General features: G+C 51.6%; 13 protein-coding genes and 2 pseudogenes. 2 read left to right on the forward strand and 13 right to left on the reverse strand.

The annotated features are described in order from the left end of the window. Positions 1-215 precede the first annotated feature (215 nt). From J2X66_RS01365 to J2X66_RS01375, 3 genes and pseudogenes are all read right to left on the reverse strand, one after another. Positions 216-1,187 (reverse strand): AAA family ATPase, encoded by a 972-nt coding sequence (locus tag J2X66_RS01365; RefSeq protein WP_310259939.1) that lies wholly within the window; start codon positions 1,185-1,187, stop codon positions 216-218. Next, positions 1,177-2,813: pseudogene (locus J2X66_RS01370) on the reverse strand (IS481 family transposase). The gene J2X66_RS01365 and the pseudogene J2X66_RS01370 overlap by 11 nt, the downstream one beginning before the upstream one ends. 4 nt (positions 2,814-2,817) lie before the next feature. After that, entirely contained in the window at positions 2,818-3,399 is a 582-nt protein-coding gene (locus J2X66_RS01375) for a recombinase family protein (RefSeq protein ID WP_310259941.1), read from the reverse strand. 329 nt (positions 3,400-3,728) lie between these two features. Here J2X66_RS01375 and J2X66_RS01380 point away from each other — a divergent pair, with 329 nt between their 5' ends. Continuing rightward, positions 3,729-4,157, forward strand: coding sequence for a DUF1493 family protein (locus tag J2X66_RS01380; protein WP_310259944.1), 429 nt, complete (start codon positions 3,729-3,731; stop codon positions 4,155-4,157). 170 nt (positions 4,158-4,327) lie between these two features. Here J2X66_RS01380 and J2X66_RS01385 read toward each other — a convergent pair whose 3' ends face one another. The 10 genes and pseudogenes from J2X66_RS01385 to J2X66_RS01430 all read right to left on the reverse strand — a co-directional run bounded on the left by J2X66_RS01385 (position 4,328) and on the right by J2X66_RS01430 (position 14,701). Next, positions 4,328-4,648 (reverse strand): hypothetical protein, encoded by a 321-nt coding sequence (locus J2X66_RS01385; protein WP_310259945.1) that lies wholly within the window; start codon positions 4,646-4,648, stop codon positions 4,328-4,330. Positions 4,649-4,686: 38 nt separating this feature from the next. Beyond that, positions 4,687-5,085, reverse strand: coding sequence for a hypothetical protein (locus J2X66_RS01390; RefSeq protein ID WP_310259948.1), 399 nt, complete (start codon positions 5,083-5,085; stop codon positions 4,687-4,689). Positions 5,086-5,151: 66 nt separating this feature from the next. Next, the gene (locus tag J2X66_RS01395) at positions 5,152-5,601 is read right to left on the reverse strand and encodes a hypothetical protein (RefSeq protein ID WP_310259951.1); all 450 of its coding nucleotides are present in this window, start codon (positions 5,599-5,601) and stop codon (positions 5,152-5,154) included. A gap of 290 nt (positions 5,602-5,891) precedes the next feature. Continuing rightward, the gene (locus J2X66_RS01400) at positions 5,892-6,959 is read right to left on the reverse strand and encodes a hypothetical protein (protein ID WP_310259954.1); all 1,068 of its coding nucleotides are present in this window, start codon (positions 6,957-6,959) and stop codon (positions 5,892-5,894) included. A gap of 80 nt (positions 6,960-7,039) precedes the next feature. Further along, on the reverse strand, positions 7,040-7,465 hold the full coding sequence (locus tag J2X66_RS01405) for a hypothetical protein (RefSeq protein WP_310259957.1): 426 nt from the start codon (positions 7,463-7,465) through the stop codon (positions 7,040-7,042). Positions 7,466-8,025: 560 nt separating this feature from the next. Beyond that, positions 8,026-8,574 (reverse strand): hypothetical protein, encoded by a 549-nt coding sequence (locus J2X66_RS01410; protein WP_310259960.1) that lies wholly within the window; start codon positions 8,572-8,574, stop codon positions 8,026-8,028. 140 nt (positions 8,575-8,714) lie between these two features. Beyond that, entirely contained in the window at positions 8,715-10,832 is a 2,118-nt protein-coding gene (locus J2X66_RS01415; protein ID WP_310259963.1) for a hypothetical protein, read from the reverse strand. Positions 10,833-12,236: 1,404 nt separating this feature from the next. Next, a pseudogene (locus J2X66_RS01420) lies at positions 12,237-13,373 on the reverse strand (RtcB family protein); the annotation flags it as partial. Positions 13,374-13,389: 16 nt separating this feature from the next. Further along, on the reverse strand, positions 13,390-14,409 hold the full coding sequence (locus tag J2X66_RS01425) for an ABC transporter substrate-binding protein (RefSeq protein WP_310259966.1): 1,020 nt from the start codon (positions 14,407-14,409) through the stop codon (positions 13,390-13,392). Between the two features lie 76 nt (positions 14,410-14,485). Further along, entirely contained in the window at positions 14,486-14,701 is a 216-nt protein-coding gene (locus J2X66_RS01430) for a molybdopterin-binding protein (RefSeq protein ID WP_027921432.1), read from the reverse strand. Between the two features lie 308 nt (positions 14,702-15,009). Here J2X66_RS01430 and J2X66_RS01435 point away from each other — a divergent pair, with 308 nt between their 5' ends. Then, positions 15,010-15,750 (forward strand): hypothetical protein, encoded by a 741-nt coding sequence (locus J2X66_RS01435; RefSeq protein WP_027921433.1) that lies wholly within the window; start codon positions 15,010-15,012, stop codon positions 15,748-15,750. The last annotated feature ends 57 nt before the right edge of the window (positions 15,751-15,807 follow it).

The following is a 15,807-nucleotide window of genomic DNA, read 5'->3' on the forward strand; positions in this document are numbered from 1 at the left end:
ATCGGAGCTGCGACGCCAATCGCTAGATGTAACGGCTCGCGTTTGAAAACATTCGGGCTCGCATTCAACGATATTTCTGGCTCACGTTATCTGCAACCAGCCAAAGCCATCGGCTCACATTAATTGCAAGTGAGCTTGCGTTAGACGGCGTGGGCTCGCATTTCATCGAGACGGGCTCACGCTATCTGCAAATGACCAGTGGAGGCTGTTTAGGATTACAGAGGAATGCCAGCCGCGAGCATTTTGTCACGCAGTTCGCTCGCCCGTTCGGGGTCCAACGTATTATTGAACAGCGCCTTGAACTCGTGCGCCTTGGCGCTGAATTGCTCCACCAGGTCCTTCATACGATAACCATTGCGCGTCAACGTGGGTTCCAAGTCATCGATATGTCGTGAGAGTACCGACTCGACGACATCCACCGACACCGGGCGCTCGCCGGTCTGGTATCCGGCTTCCAAAGCCAGCGTCAGGTGCAGCTGTACTTGCAGTGGTGTTCGCAGCTTGCTTGCGAGTAGATCAATGGCATCCTCCGTCAGGATTGACTCGCAGGCCTCTTCGGCTCCAGTGCAGGTGCGTAATAGCCACTCGATGTACTCGCGTTGCGCCCCAGTAATGCCGTCCAAAGAGAACACATCAGTTCGGGCGCCGATTTCCTCCATGTTGTCTTTGCGCAGGTCATTACGCAGCTTGGGGTGGCCCGCAAGCACTACCGACAGCAGTCCATCCACGTCTTCGGCTAGCTCCATCAGACGTTTCAAGCCAGTGAGGGTGTGCCCGTTCAAGTCATGTGCCTCATCGACGAACATAACGATGGGTTTCTTACCCTTTAAAATCATTTCTTGAAGCTGTCGGTCGCGGCGCTCGATCTTCTTGGGGATCTGGACCTGCTTTTCGGACGACAAATCGTAATAAAGGGCCTCGATCAACGTGGCCAGCTTGATGTTGTGCTTATCCACGGCGACAGATTTGGAGACGATTACTTTTTTTTCGTCTTGCAGCATCTTGGTCAACCTACGTAACAGAACGGTCTTACCGCTGCCGATCACACCACAGATCGCGACCAAACGACCTTCCTGCACTGCTCCGCGAACGTCTTTTATCAGATCCTTGTGGTGTTCAGTCTCATAGTAACCAGCCTGCTTGAACGGCACGGCCAACCCGAAATGCTGCATCACTTCAGCCCGCATGTTGAGTCCCCTTCTTATGTCGGAAGTATTCGCGTATGCGCTCCAAAACCACACGGCGCGTCAGCGTTTCAGCCAGTACCTGGTCGATGAATGTTTTGTCTTCAAGCGCAAGTTTGGCCAGCGGTTTGGCCAATTCTTCGGCGATGGCCAACTTGGCCGCGATCACCGTCGGATAGTGGTATTCGTGTGCATGCGGGTCGAACGGTTGACGTGGAATGTCCTTCGCTGACATGGCAGCATCCGTTAAGCGCACATCAGTGCCAGATAGCGCCGCAATCGGCAATCCAAGCTGGTCTGCCAGTAAACGAATGCGGTCTGCCCGCTCATCCGCCTTGGTTCGTTTGAATGCCCGATATCGGCGCAGCGGAATAGGCCCGTCTACCGGATAATAGGGGCCGAAGCGCTCCCCCTCATATTCGGCGTATAGCTCATCGTCGAACAGGCCCCACAACAAAATCGCATGGTCGCCGGCCATGCCTGGTTCAGCTCATACTGAGTACCGTCGATGGTGATGCGCGCATCAATACCAACCTTGCGCCGCTCCGGTTCGCGAGCGAAGCGACAAAATTGATCCCAGGTACACATCTCGCGCAGGCCATCGTCTGGCAGCATAGCGAGCCAGTCCGCCATGCGCGTGCGCGACTCTGACCGATGACGCTGCTGATTGTAGGTATGCACCAGATAGTGCGACAGCCATTCGTTCGCCTGCTGTTCAGTTTCCGGTTTGTGGAAATGGTACAGCGTCTCGTGCGCCTCCTTGACTGTGCGAAACGGACGTTCGACTTTACCTTTGGACCGAGCGGTTGTTCGTGTACCGTCCTTGCCGGCAGGTATGTGTGTCTGCCATTCAATCGCGAGTGCCTGCATCACGCTCTGGAACACACGGGATTTAGCGACAGGGCCATTATCCAGGTAGATCATGTTGGGTCGGCTCTGGAACGGATTCTCGGCGTCGGCCTTGGGTGCCATGGCATTGAACAGAAAACGCAGTGCTGTTTCGGCGTCTTCGCCGTAGATACAGTGGTACTCCTGATAAGCAGTACCGCTACGGTCATCGACTACGCTGAAAATCGCCAATGTAGGCTCGCCCTTACTAGGGTCGATCCAGCTTGGCTTGTCGATGCGTTTGAGATCCGACGGAGATATATCGAACTGCCAGCAATCATTGCTGTGTTCCGCCTGAAAACGCACAGCAGTAGGTTCCCGCGTTAAATGCGAATGATCCAAGTGCCAACGATCCAGATAGCGATTGACGGTCGGCTTGGTCAACAGCCCCTTGGGGGCTGTTACTAATCCTTGTTTCGTCTCAACCCCGAAATCCTCCAGCAGCTTAATCGCGTTGGCTGTGGACAGATGGCGGTTGTTCTTGTTGGTCGTGCGCAGTTTCAACGCCGCAATCAGATCGCAATAACGCTCTAACTCAGCTGTTGGAAGTATGCGTGGTTTACCGTGGTCGGCACGATGTACCGCGTGAGGTTTTTTGAAGGCATGCAGTGCGCGATAGACCGTGGTGGACGACACGCCATATAGCTCGGCAACGGCCAGCACTTGCCTGGCGCGCTCAGGGCTTTTGCGTGGTAAAAGATCCAGCCGCTGTCGCAGTTGCAACAGCGAATCTACTGGGATTTGCTTATGCTGCGCGAACGGCATCGCTGTCAGTCTTCGCGAGGTAGTTGTACAGCGTTTCGCGGCTAATGCCGAAATCGCGTGCAACCTGCACCTTGGTTTCGCCGGAAGCTACCCGCTGACGCAGTTCAGCAATCCGCTCAGGGGTTAGTGATTTTTTACGGCCCCGATAGACGCCGCGCTGCTTGGCTAGCGCTATCCCTTCGCGCTGCCGTTCACGAATCAAGGCTCGCTCGAATTCTGCGAAGGCCCCCATCACAGAAAGCATCAACGTGGCCATCGGCGAATCATCGCCGATAAACGTCAATGCCTCTTTAACGAACTCGATGCGTATACCGCGTTTAACCAATTCCTGGACGATACCGCGCAAGTCGTCAAGATTACGCGCTAAACGGTCCATGCTGTGCACGACGACGGTATCACCCTCGCGGACAAATGCGAGCAATGCATCGAGTTGCAGTCGCTGGATGTCCTTACCCGATGCCTTGTCGATGAAAGTACGATCAACCTGGACATGCTCCAACTGACGTTGAGTGTTTTGCTCCAACGTACTGACCCGGATGTAGCCGACTCGTTGCCCTTGCATTTTTCTCGTACCTCGTCTTTGTCAAGTTGAAATCTTAGACCCTGCTCCAGTCGTGTCAATTAATAGGCAGATCAACCCTAAATTTACGCTATTTGTCGAGATGCCTGACTGTCGATCAAGGGTATACTACAACTTGACATTAACGAAATGGGCACTTCCATCGAGACTCAATAGAAAGAAAAAATATTCGGTAGAGTCAACGAGTCGCTTGCCATTATTTTCCTGCGCGTGGATATCCGTTTAGCGTATTATCTTTAGATGCTCACCTCCTTCCAGATGTTTACGTATTTTTCGGAGCGCACTATGGTGAAACGACAGGACTATGCTGTATGACTATTTCGTTACAAAATATCAAATCGTTTATCGCTGAAGCGACGGCAATGAAAGTCGACCACATCTTGGATGACTCGGATTTATACGCCGACTTAGGTATTGATGGTGACGATTTTTTAGAACTGATTGAGATGTTCCGGACCAACTTTTCGGTCGATATGAGTGAATATCGGTGGTACTTCCATCACAGAGAAGAAGGGTTCCTTAATTTTGGAGCGCTGATATTTCCTCCTCCATACCGCCGAGTTAAACGTATGGTAATCACACCAAAAATATTGCACCACGCCGTTGAAACAGGTAGTTGGCCGTACCACTATCCGGCCCACTCATTGGATTTACGCAGGCTAGACATGTTGTTAAACCGAATGTGTCTCGGAATATTATTCCTATTCGGTATGGGCGCCTTAGTAATGACGGTCTTGTAAATCTGCCAGATATTTATCCGTTATTGTTACTCGGCGGCCAGCCGATGATCGGCGTATTGAACGCAGCACCTCCCGCCAGTTACAACTTTAGCCCCGTCGGCAGGCTCGCACCTCTGTGTTCGGCTTTTCTGGAGTCTAAAGGCTGCGCAGATGCTTAATACACAAGTGTCTCACTTGCATCCTTGAACGTAATAGATACCAACGCCCCCTGACTCAATATCTTCGACATAAATTTTGCTATGAGGAATCCGCTCGATAATTCGGGCGACGGGTATCCCAACTGTATAAATTTTACCGTCTTTTATAAAGTTTTGAGGGTCATCAAAATGCATAACATCACCGATTGAAGAGACAGGAGGACCCGCTTTCCACATGCAACTTTGAAGGTGCGCATCTGAAGAGGCATAAAGGTCGTTGAAATAATTGAAAACGGTCAGTAGCACAAAAACACCTATGGCGCAGCGGAAGCCCAACATTGAGTAGTTTTGCATATGCCATCTCCTTGTCTAGTTTGTCTCAATAATATCGTTCAGTTGGCGAACGCATTGATGACGCTTTCAGTTTTAAACAGCACCCTGACTTCACCATGTTCATTAACCCCACCTACTATTTTTCTCTCAACGGTATAGCTGCCACCGTCATCATTAGTGTTTTTGTCGTCAAATACTACTGCAACCTGTTCGCCTTGTGCGTAACCTTTCGTTTTTATAAGTAGTCCCACACTCTCTCCTGCGGTAGCACCTTTAATGTTTTTTGAAAAATCATTGTTCACCCACTGAACTGAAATTATTTCTTTTGCATTTTTTACCGGCGTTGAAGTTAAATGTTCTGTGGCCTCCGGGGCCGGATCAGGGTAAACCGCATTACTACATCCCAACATTAGAGAGCTTACAACACAACCTATCAGCAGATAACTACGTTCTTTCATATTAGTACCGAGTATTATATTGGTGATACTGATTAGATTGCGCAACTTGACGCCTAACAGAGCAGCTTATTTTTCTCTGTGCCCCACCAGCCGTTCCATCGTTGCCCTAATGGCGCCGAATTTGTCTTCACTGTCGTTGATGGCGGTGCAACTGTTGTCAACCACCTGGTGTTCGCTCACGCCGGGGTCCGAAAAAGTGAGTATTTCGCAATCGCAATGAAGGCGAAATTTCATCTTCTTGGCTTTTGTATCTCGCACTTCTGCAGTCCAGCACGAATCTGCACAACCACATGAGCGATAGGCGAGCACTTCGCCTCGCACAGGCCACTCCAGCTTGTGCTCTTCTCCTCCAGAGGCGTACGCACAGCTCCCTACAGCAGCCATGGCGATCGCGCAGATTACGGCACCATCCTTCAGGAGAGAGTAAATGCGGGCATAGCGATGATTCTGACGACCATCAGGGATCGCCCCGCCGGCCACGCCTTCCCGCAATTGAACGGTATCGCCGTCCTTCATTTTTTGCTCCATGTAGAGTGGGCGGTTCCTTCTGGGGGCGAAATGACACCCTAAGCAATTTCTCGTAAGACCACAGGGTAAAGGTTCACTCAATCAGAAGCGCTATGGAATGCATCAGCTGGGAGAAAGACCGCGTCTGACGCCGTGGTTGCCGCGCACTTTCATTGCCCTCGTTCCCCAACTGCTGGTTGCAGTTAATGTGAGCACGTAGTAATGGAGTGGAAGCATGCGTCGATGAATGCAAGCACAATTGCAGCTAACTTTAAGCAAAAATCGGAAGTTTGTGAGCATTATTGTCTTTGCCGCCCTTGATTTGCTGATTTCTTTTGCTTAATTATATAAAGCACGTCGTTAGCTGAAAACAGCGCATACGTCAAATTCTGGTGCGTGAAATAGGCAAAATTAACAAGCAAGCTTTCTTTTGGTGGGAACACTTTGTTTTTAAACTCAGTTGTCGACAGGGAGCCTTTGTTTTTAAATTTCAGAATACTTCCACCTATCGCCACATTGTAATATCCCATCCCGCCCCAGCTGTAAAACATACTGCAGCCGACCTGGTTTGCAGCGCAATACTTTTCATATTTTAGTTTTTGAAAATAAGATATCGTAATATTGCTTGGTGGAATATAGCGCCCGAAGAAACGTTCATTGCTGGTGAAATTTTCGAACAAGGTATTATTGAAGCCAGACAAAGGCCGTCCATACCCATCTTCAGTTAATGAGTTTCCATATAAAATGTACCATTCACCTGTACTTCTTAGGTAGTACACTTTGGCTATACGTTTTTTGTTTTTTCCTTCTGAGATATTTTCCCATGTTTCAACGTCATCCAGATATGCACTTTTCATGACTATATCGCTATAGTGCTCGCGGACCTTGTCTTCGCTCCAGTTTCGATCGGCATTAATTTCAATAAACGGTCTTTTTATATTGCTACCATTCAATGGCCAGGTCGTATAATATCCCAGCTCTTTATTCACCAAAAAATTATTGCCAACCCACTCTTCGTCACCCGTGGCATCAGCGATCAAGTAACTCATCACAAACTGATGAGTATCAATAATTTTTCCCGAAGAGTCCAATTTATAGAAGGAAGTTTGGCGATGGTCGTCGTCAATTTTTGCAGTCACTTTAATGATGACATTGTTTGTATCTTCGTCAAACTTGTGTTCAGTCGGGCCGGAGGAGTCTTTAAATTTTTCAACGGTAAAATTTCCGAACTCCGAAATTTCATCAATGCCCTTGTAATCTGCAAATTCGGCTGGTAGTGGTTCGGTTTTTTCGACGAAATCCACACTGTCGCAACTCGCCAATAGCGCACAAGCGAAAATAGTTAGAACTGTAGTAATGCATTTCACGACATGATCTCGCTTAATTGGCAATAAAAAATATTTTGGTTGTCGCTGGTTCAATCAAATTCAGTGAGTTACGATATATCTTACGTTTCTTTCGGAAGAATGATTAGGCTCACAAAAAATGAAAATAGGCTTCCGACAATAAAAACATGTATTGGGAAGAACCATGCGCTAATGGGCTTGCCTGAATCAGTTCCGTAGCCTGACTCCTCTCCAGTGCCGAATAATATGAGAGACCAAAGAGTTGCCGTGATGCCTGAGAAGAATGAGACAAAAAGCAGAGAAATAATTGTTTTATATAATTGCACATAGGAAAATAAAACACCGAGGAGCAACCCATAGACGCCATAAACCATTGTTATAGCGCCTGCTTCAGCTAGCGCATCGGTAATTAGAGTGTCTACAGACCTATATTCTACCCATCCCTGAATAAACCCATGAATAAGCCCAAGCATCGATGGGCAAAGCGCAAAACCAACAACGACTCTGGCACGCGGGTATGAGATCATTTTTTACTTCCTCTTTTTGTATCAAGCCAACTGGAAAAATTATAATTTTCTGTTTTTACTTACTCGGCGTATATGCGATGGGCAGTGTTCTCCGCGTCACACATACAAGGCCGCTCCGGTGAGGATTCTCAAATCCAGGTATGGCGGGCGTGGCCATGGCAGCTGACATCGAAACTGAAATGGCCTCAGTCAATTCCGCTGGTGACTGACCACGGCTGTCCGATAACCGCTGGGGAAAATTCGGGCCGCAGCCCTGTGCCGAACTCAGCGGCAAGCAGAGACTTAGGCAAAACAAATGGCGAGGCCAGTGAGGTAAAAACACTCGAACCTCGTTAAACGGGGTATCCCGGTCCTGCGATTTTCCCAGCCTCGTCGCCCCCACCTATGTTGCCGTAGCTATACGCTTACGCCACTTTCGCAAAGCGTAAGCTTCAAGGCTACCGAATCGATGAAAATGATCTTTACGTGTGTTCAACAAATACCGGTCAGTAGTACTTCTTATGAAGCTCATTTCGCTAACTTCCAACAGTCGAGCATGCAAACATTAATATGTAGTTTAATTACGGATGTTCTGGCTGCCAGAGTTTTTTAGGTATGCCAGTCAACACCTTATGTTCAAACAGACGTTGCTCAATATGATATTTTGAACCATCTTGGCGCTGATAGAGAACTTTGTCGTTAATCAGGAAAAGTCCACGCTCTTCATTTTCCGGCGTGGTCAAAGTGTTTCCGTAAAGTCGAGATATTGCGAAATAAACTGTAGTGCTTTTTTCATGTTCACTTTCACTTGGTCTCCTTGGCTTTTCCTCATCATAAATGCAGCCCTGCCCCCAGTAAGACGTATAGTTAATAAAGTACCTCCCGGCAGGAATCGCTAAGCCATAGGATTGAGTCACTTCAACAGTACTTACATCCCAGTACTCATCCGCTTCCGAGTCCGTCCCTGTCCCCGCGAGCGTGCCCAAGGTGCCTTTTACTACCGCAATAATCTCGCTACCCTTGCGCATTTGCTTGCTGAGTTTATCCAAGAGGTCGGAGTTCTCGTCAGGACAATCAGCCCAGGCACTAAAAGAAAGCATCATCAGAATAATATGCAGTGAATTTTTCATAGTTCTTCAATGAAATCCTGGCTAAAGCAATTGATTATTAAAATATTTTGTTTCGCTCAGCCAATCAAGTCCTGCAAACCAATAAGTGATTATGAAGTTAACGTTAATGCCATAACGATTTGCTATTTATCTGGCGGACTTCAAGAAGGGAAGCCTGTGCGGTAGCGCCGAAACACTAACCAGAGTGCCGATACCAGCATCACAATGCTGCCGACTGTGAGTGCTGCCCTATAAGGGCGCAATGCAGAGCGGGCAGCGCCTATCACCTGTGTCACGTAGCGTTTGTCAGCGCTCTCGAAGTCCGGTGAAGGGCATTGAGTACGGAAATCTCCTTCAAACCGCAAAGGCCCTTCGTTGACGTAGCGCTGATAAATGGCATTTTTCCCTTTAACGCTATAATCCCAGGTCGCGGCCTGACACAGCACAGCGGCAAACGCCTGACTGGTATGAGGTAAATTGTCGGCGGCGCGACCCGCCAACGCGGCGGCAACAAAACGATAGTGGAAACGGTGTTCGGGCTGGGCGGCGCTAGCCTGCTGACGCTTCACTTCGTCCTCGGTCATCAACGGTCCAACTTTGAGCTCAATTCCTTCAAGGCGGTAGCCGCCGTCGTACCAAGCGAAATCCGGGCCCATTTCGTAGCCGAGAATTTCCATTCCCCATTTACGCGCTGACTCGCCCGCACTGAACAGGGCAACGGCGCGCGTGGTCGGCCACCACGCCGCATCCGCCCGCTGACGCTGTTGCGCATACAGCCGTGCTTTGTTTTGTAGATCGGCATTGTCAAAGTACACCAGCGCTTCGTCGTAGCGCTCCTCGCGCAGTAATCGGCGGCCAAGCAGATCGCGCAATTGTGCGGGCATCGGCAACGGTACGTAGTTGTCCCGATCCTGCTGACTCAACGGCGGAGGCGCGGGGACTTGAGTGTCGACGTAATGCTTGAGTTCATCGACGGTCAGCACCCGTTCGGCCACCGTCGCGGCATCGAGCCAATAGATATCCTGGCTGCGGTACAGCAGATCGAACGTTTGCAGGTAGTCCCCACGTTGCAGGGCCAAAATTGCACTTTCACCCTCGACCCGGCATTTGGGTTGAAGTGTTTCGTAATCGAAATTTGGCGTTGGCGTTACACGAAATCCCCAGGACTCATCTTTTGGGAAAGCCTGGGCGGCCTTGGCATATGCTGCAGCCGCGCCGTTTTTGTCGCCATCGCGCAAGGCCAGTTTCGCCCGTACCCACCAGGCCAGACCGCCATCATCGGCGTGTTCAAGAAAGGCCTTGGCGCTGGCGTAGTTGCCGTGTTGATAATTCAACGCCGCCAGACGATCGGCATTATCCAGGCTACCGCGCGTACTGTCTTGCAGCAGTTTGATCAATTTCAGTTCATTTGATGGCTGTGTACCGAATGACCAGTCGAGTCGGCTGATCAACAAAGCCGTGACCAATTGTTGTACCCGTTTGCCCTTGAGCAGCAGGGCCAGTTGTTCCTCCGGCATCGCCCCCAAGTCGGCCATCAACAACCTCAATGAGGTGTAGCCGACCGGCGAACCGTGCTGGCTTTGCGTGGCATAGAGTTCGATGGCTCGGTTCCAGTCACCAGCGGCTCGGATCACCCGGGCCTCTTCGCCAAGGCTGGCGATCCCTAATTCCAACGGGTCGCTGAACCCATCGATGCTCATCTGCCGGGTTTGCTCAAAGGCTTTTTGGGATTGAGCCCGCAAATCGGGGTCGCCGCCCGCTTCGGAACTCATGGCAAATAACGCCCGCCCCAGCGAATAGGCTGCCCAGGTGCTGCGCAATGTGCGCTGATCGGCGGGCAGCGCGAGCACTTTCCGAAAGTATTTCGCTGCCAAAGCATGGTCTGCCGCATGGAACGCCACTGCACCGGCCAGATAAAGCGTGAGCTCGGCAGGTAAGAGCGCGCCTTTTTCTTCCACCTGGCGGGCATTGGGCAATCCTCGCAATTGCCTTACCAAGAGCTGTTGCTCTGCCGTCAAATCGGCCTGCTCTGCCTGATCTCTCTGTTCAGCGACATCGGGACTTAGCGTGTCGTCCGAGACGGATTTTTTGAGCCCAGCGATTGCTTGCCCGAGGCGGGTCACCTCAAGGTTGAAGTTGCCTGGTGGTAGTTCCTCCAGTGACAGGCTTCGGTTATCCAGCAGGCGCATTGGGAAATTCGGACCGCACGCTAGCACCGAGCCCAGCGGAAAGCAGAGACTCAGGCAAAACAAATGGCGCGGCCAGTGATGTAAAAACATTCGAACCTCGGTGATGGCAGCGGCCTAACATGTGATTATCGTCCGGATTTTATGGCCTATCCCAGAGTGCGTTCATACCCTGCGGCCAAAGTCACTGAAAGTATGTAGGAAGTTTCTGAATCAACTCTCGGAAGGAAGCGCCCAACAAATTAATTCGCGGAAATGGGCTGCGAGCATGGCTGGAAAAATCCTGAAAACAAGAATCGCTGACGCGATCCCACTACTTCAGATTTGACCAATAATGAGCAGTCTGTTTTTACTCGATAATTTGCGCGCGCAGGATAAAAGATCGCCCCCTGAGAATCGCTACCGAATGTGTCAGGCAAGAGACCGGTCACGCCAGATGCTGGAGCCACAGAGCAATAAATACTTTGCGCGTGCGCACTCCAGCTAGGCGCAGGGTGCGGATGACCGTCAGCCCCTCCAACCGCTGCCAGTACGTTGCGCGATCTGATCGACGAACTGCTTGGCGAATGGTTTCAAACCGCTATGAATGGTCGGAAAACTTTAGCGTACGATTTTTTCCGAATTCTGCGAGCTCCCCAAGCAGGACGTGTAAACCGACCCCCCTGAAAATTAGCGGCCGGAGATATCTGTAGGGGGCTTTATCGGCGAAGGGTGGGGGACTTATCTAAACGGGTTGGTGAGGTGCTCTACGGATACGATATCCATTGCTGCTAGTTCGATGGCAGCTATTCGGAGGATGTCTGCGGCTCAAGCTCTTAGAAGTGACAATGGATGGCTCGGGGAAATCCCAATGAGGGTTTCAGGGATGAATCCACCTCCGTGCAGGCTTCAACGGTGACCAACGAAATGCGTGTGGCATGCCCCTCGATTTTTATTTGCAGATAGCGTGAGTCCGTCGCGATGAAATGCGAGCCCACGTCGTCGAATGCAAGCTCATTTGCAATTAATGTGAGCCGATGGCTTGGGCTGGTTTCAGTTAATGTGAGCCAGAAATGGAGCGGAATGCGAGCCCGCGTGTTTTCAAACGCGAGCCGTTACAGCTAGATCCCATAAGAAATTCATTCTCTATGTCCGACGTCCATGCTCCACCCGACAACCGTCAGTGCCTGTCCGTTGAACTCCACGAGCAAGCGGAAGCCTTTATCCATAACCTCAGAAGCCGATTGGGTGTCCAGAATGCGGTCATCCACGCTTTCCTTTGGAGACCAGCCAAAACCTGCACGGTGAACTTTTCTTGTAAGTCGTCCGTAAAGAGTGAGAAACCCGAATTTTGGTGTCAACCGTAGAAGGTAAAAGTGTCAATCAGAGAGTGCGCAGCCTACAGAATTAGTCAATCAGTAAGCGTTTTCATGGCAGAAATAATTGACATGCCATTTTCCTCTGAAATCCCCGTATTTAGCCGCTTATAGGTGATGTCAATGTCATAGCTAAACATGTTGCGATCGGGATTTCATCGATCACCGCCGCATCCTTGCGACACTCCACGTGGGCGGTGGCGCGGACCTGGTCGTCGACGGTGAACAGACTTTTCGCCTTGGTGCGGCTCATGGTGCGGCCGGCGCCGTGGCTGCAGGAACAGAACGACTGCTCATTGCCGAGCCCGCGAACGATGAAACTTTTTGCGCCCATCGACCCGGGAATGATCCCCAACTCGCCCTTCTTCGCCGACACCGCACCTTTGCGGGTGACCAGGATGTCCTCGCCGAAGTGCCGCTCTTTTTGCACGTAGTTGTGGTGACAGTTCACCGCTTCCAGCGCCGCCTCGAAGGGTTTCCTGATCACTTGCCGGGTCGCTCGAATCACCGATTGCATCATCAGCGCACGGTTCTGTCTGGCAAAATCCTGCGCCCAACCTACGGCTTCGACGTAATCGTCAAAGTGCCGACTGCCTTCCTTGAAATAGGCCAGGTCACGGTCCGGCAAGTTGGCGAGGTGCTGCCGCATGTCGGCCTGGGCCAGTTGGATGAACAGGTTTCCGATGGCATTGCCGACCCCGCGAGAACCACTGTGCAGCATGAACCAGACCCGGTCGGTCTCATCCAGGCACACTTCAATAAAGTGGTTACCGCTGCCCAGGGTGCCCAAATGCCCACGGTTGTTGGTGTGGGCCAGTTTCGGGTACTTGTCGGTGATCACCTTGAACCGTGAGGCCAACGCCGACCAGGCATGATCGGCCTGTTTCGGAACACGGTCCCAAGCGCCTTTGTCCCGAATGCCACGTCCCAGCGTGCGGCCATGGGGCACCGCTTTCTCGATGGCGGCGCGCAAACCGTGCAGGTTGTCGGGCAAATCCGCAGCGGTCAGTGTGGTGCAAGCGGCGATCATGCCGCAGCCTATATCGACGCCGACGGCCGCCGGGATGATCGCGCCCACGGTCGGAATCACGCTGCCGATGGTCGAGCCCTTGCCCAGGTGCACGTCAGGCATCACCGCCAGATGCTTGAAGATGAACGGCATCTTCGCGGTGTTGATCAATTGCTGCCGGGCTTCGTTTTCGACCGGGACGCCTTCGGTCCAGAGCTTGATCGGTTTGCCGTTGGCGACGTCCAGCCGTTGGTAGGTCGGGGTTCGCATGATGTTCGAGCGTGTCTCAACTGCCTGCACCGCCATGTGCTTCCTCAAAGAAATAGTCTTTCCAGCTGTCTGCCTTGTTTTTCAGCACCCCTAGCGTCTGCAATTGCTCGGCATAGATATAGGTTCGCTGTGGCACCACGGTGAAATCGATTTCCGGGTCGGCGACGATTTTCTCAACCAATGGCAAGGATAGTTTCGATTGCTCCACGCGGATATAGGTCTGGGCCGCTGCGGGCTTGTCAGCCTTGATAATCTGCTCGGCCTCGGCCAGCGCTGCGTAAAACGCTTTGTAGGTTTTCGGGTTTTCGTCGTGGAATTTTTCCGTGGTGTACAGCACGTTGAATGTGGCCTGGCCACCCAGTACGTCGTATGAACTCAGCACCTTGTGCACGTTGGGACTTTGCAGTTCCTGGTACTGGAACGGCGGGCTGGAGAAATGTGAGTTGATCTCTGAACCGCCGGCGATCAGCGCCGACGTTGCATCGGGGTGCGCCAGGCTGATCGAGATATCGTCAAACTTCTTGAAGTTGTCCACACCAAACTGTTTGGCCGTTTCGATCTGCAAGGTGCGCGACTGGAAACCTACCCCCGCCGCCGGCACCGCGATTCGGTCCTTTTCGGTAAAGTCCTTGAGGCTTTTCACATTCGGATTATTGGTCAGCAGGTAATTGGGCATCGACCCCAGCGAAGCAATGGCCTTGACGTTTTGCTTGCCCTTGGTCCGGTCCCAGATCGTCAGCATCGGCGGCACGCCGGCCGACACAACATCCAGCGCCCCGGCCAGCAGCGCTTCGTTCATGGCGGTGGCCCCGGAGATGCTGTTCCAGTCGACCTTGATGTCGAGGCCCTGTTCCTTGCCGTGTTTTTCGATGAGCTGCTGGTCGCGCACCACATCCAGAATCAGGTAGCCGATACCAAATTGCTGGGCAATGCTGATTTTGCCTTCGGCCTGAACCACCGGGCTGAGTAATGCGCTCAGCGCCACCACGGAAGTCGCCAACAGGGTCAATGCGGAGCGCTTGAAAGATGTCGTCATGAAAACCTCAAGGATGAATGAAACGCCCATACCGATAAATTAATGAATGGCACAAAGTGCGTGTTGGCTGGGAGGTTCAGAGCTTGGCGATCGAGACTTCGGTGGATTTAACGAAGGCAATCACTTCGCTGCCCACTTTCAGTTCAAGGTCGCGTACCGAACGGGTGGTGATCACTGAGGTGACGATGCCGGAGGCGGTTTGCACGTCGATTTCGGACACCACTTCGCCTTGGACGATTTCCTTGATGACGCCCTTGAACTGGTTCCGGACGTTAATCGCTTTGATGGTCATGATGAGGCTTCCTGTCTGATGTCGGGCCAATGCGCACAAATGTGCAGGCCTCCAAAGTGCACCCATCAGGAAAGCAACAAAAGGAATATATAATTATCTATTTATTCTTTTTAGTTATATCAAACCCACTCTCGCGCCCTGCTTTCAGGCGAAACAGACAACCTTGGCCACTAGATTGCCATCCCCCTTGATTTCACTCAAAATTGACAGTTAACGCTTCAATAATGGACGCCATGAAGCGCCCTTCCCTATTTCAATCTCTCTCGATGGGCAACAACGCCCCTCGACGAAATCACTCAAGGATTTACATGGAAACCGCACTGCCACCGAAGAAAATCTCCGGTCTTATCACGCGCATCATGGGCGGCATCAGTGCACTGCTGGCGGCTATGTGGGGGTTGATCACCTATGTGTTTCCAGACCCTACCGTGTTCGGGCTGAGCTTTCTGAACTGGAAAAACGTGATCCTGTTCATGAGCGCCTTTGTTTTTCTGTCGGTCATTTTTCTGGGCTGGTACGCCAGCCGCCTCCCACAGATGCTCAAAGGTGCAATGCTGGTAATCCTCTCGGCGGGCCTGGCGGTGATTTTTTTCGCATTGGGTGGTGAATACGCAAAACCGAGTTTCGACTTCGCCCGTAATCAGCAGAAATTCATCGAGAACGGCGGTGCCAATATGTTGGGCAAACGCATCGAGGTGATTGACGGTGTGCGCATCGAACTGTTGGGCTGCGAAAAAATCGGGCGTTCGCCCAACTGTGATTTCGAGCTGACGAACACCCGTCTGGACGGTGAATTTCATTTCAACTCCGACACAAGCCTGTTCGAAGAAACCGGAGGGGCGCTGAACATCGACAAGATGCAGGTAGGCTCGTCAAAGTTCATGAACCGCGAAACCTTCCCGGTGGTGCGCGGGGTACCGACGCGGGTGAGATTGGCGTTTGAGCAAGGACGCGGTGATTTGCAGAACTCCCCTGCGCTCAAACTGAGCCTGCGGACCAATCACGGCGATGACAGCGTCGTGAAATTCAACGACGTAGAAATCAAGTAAGCGACGTTACAGAGCATTTGCACCACCGTATGCGCAGTCGACCGGCGCATACGGTCG

The sequence above is a fragment of the Pseudomonas sp. 3296 genome (assembly GCF_031456615.1).
Classification (GTDB): Bacteria; Pseudomonadota; Gammaproteobacteria; order Pseudomonadales; family Pseudomonadaceae; genus Aquipseudomonas; species Aquipseudomonas mucoides.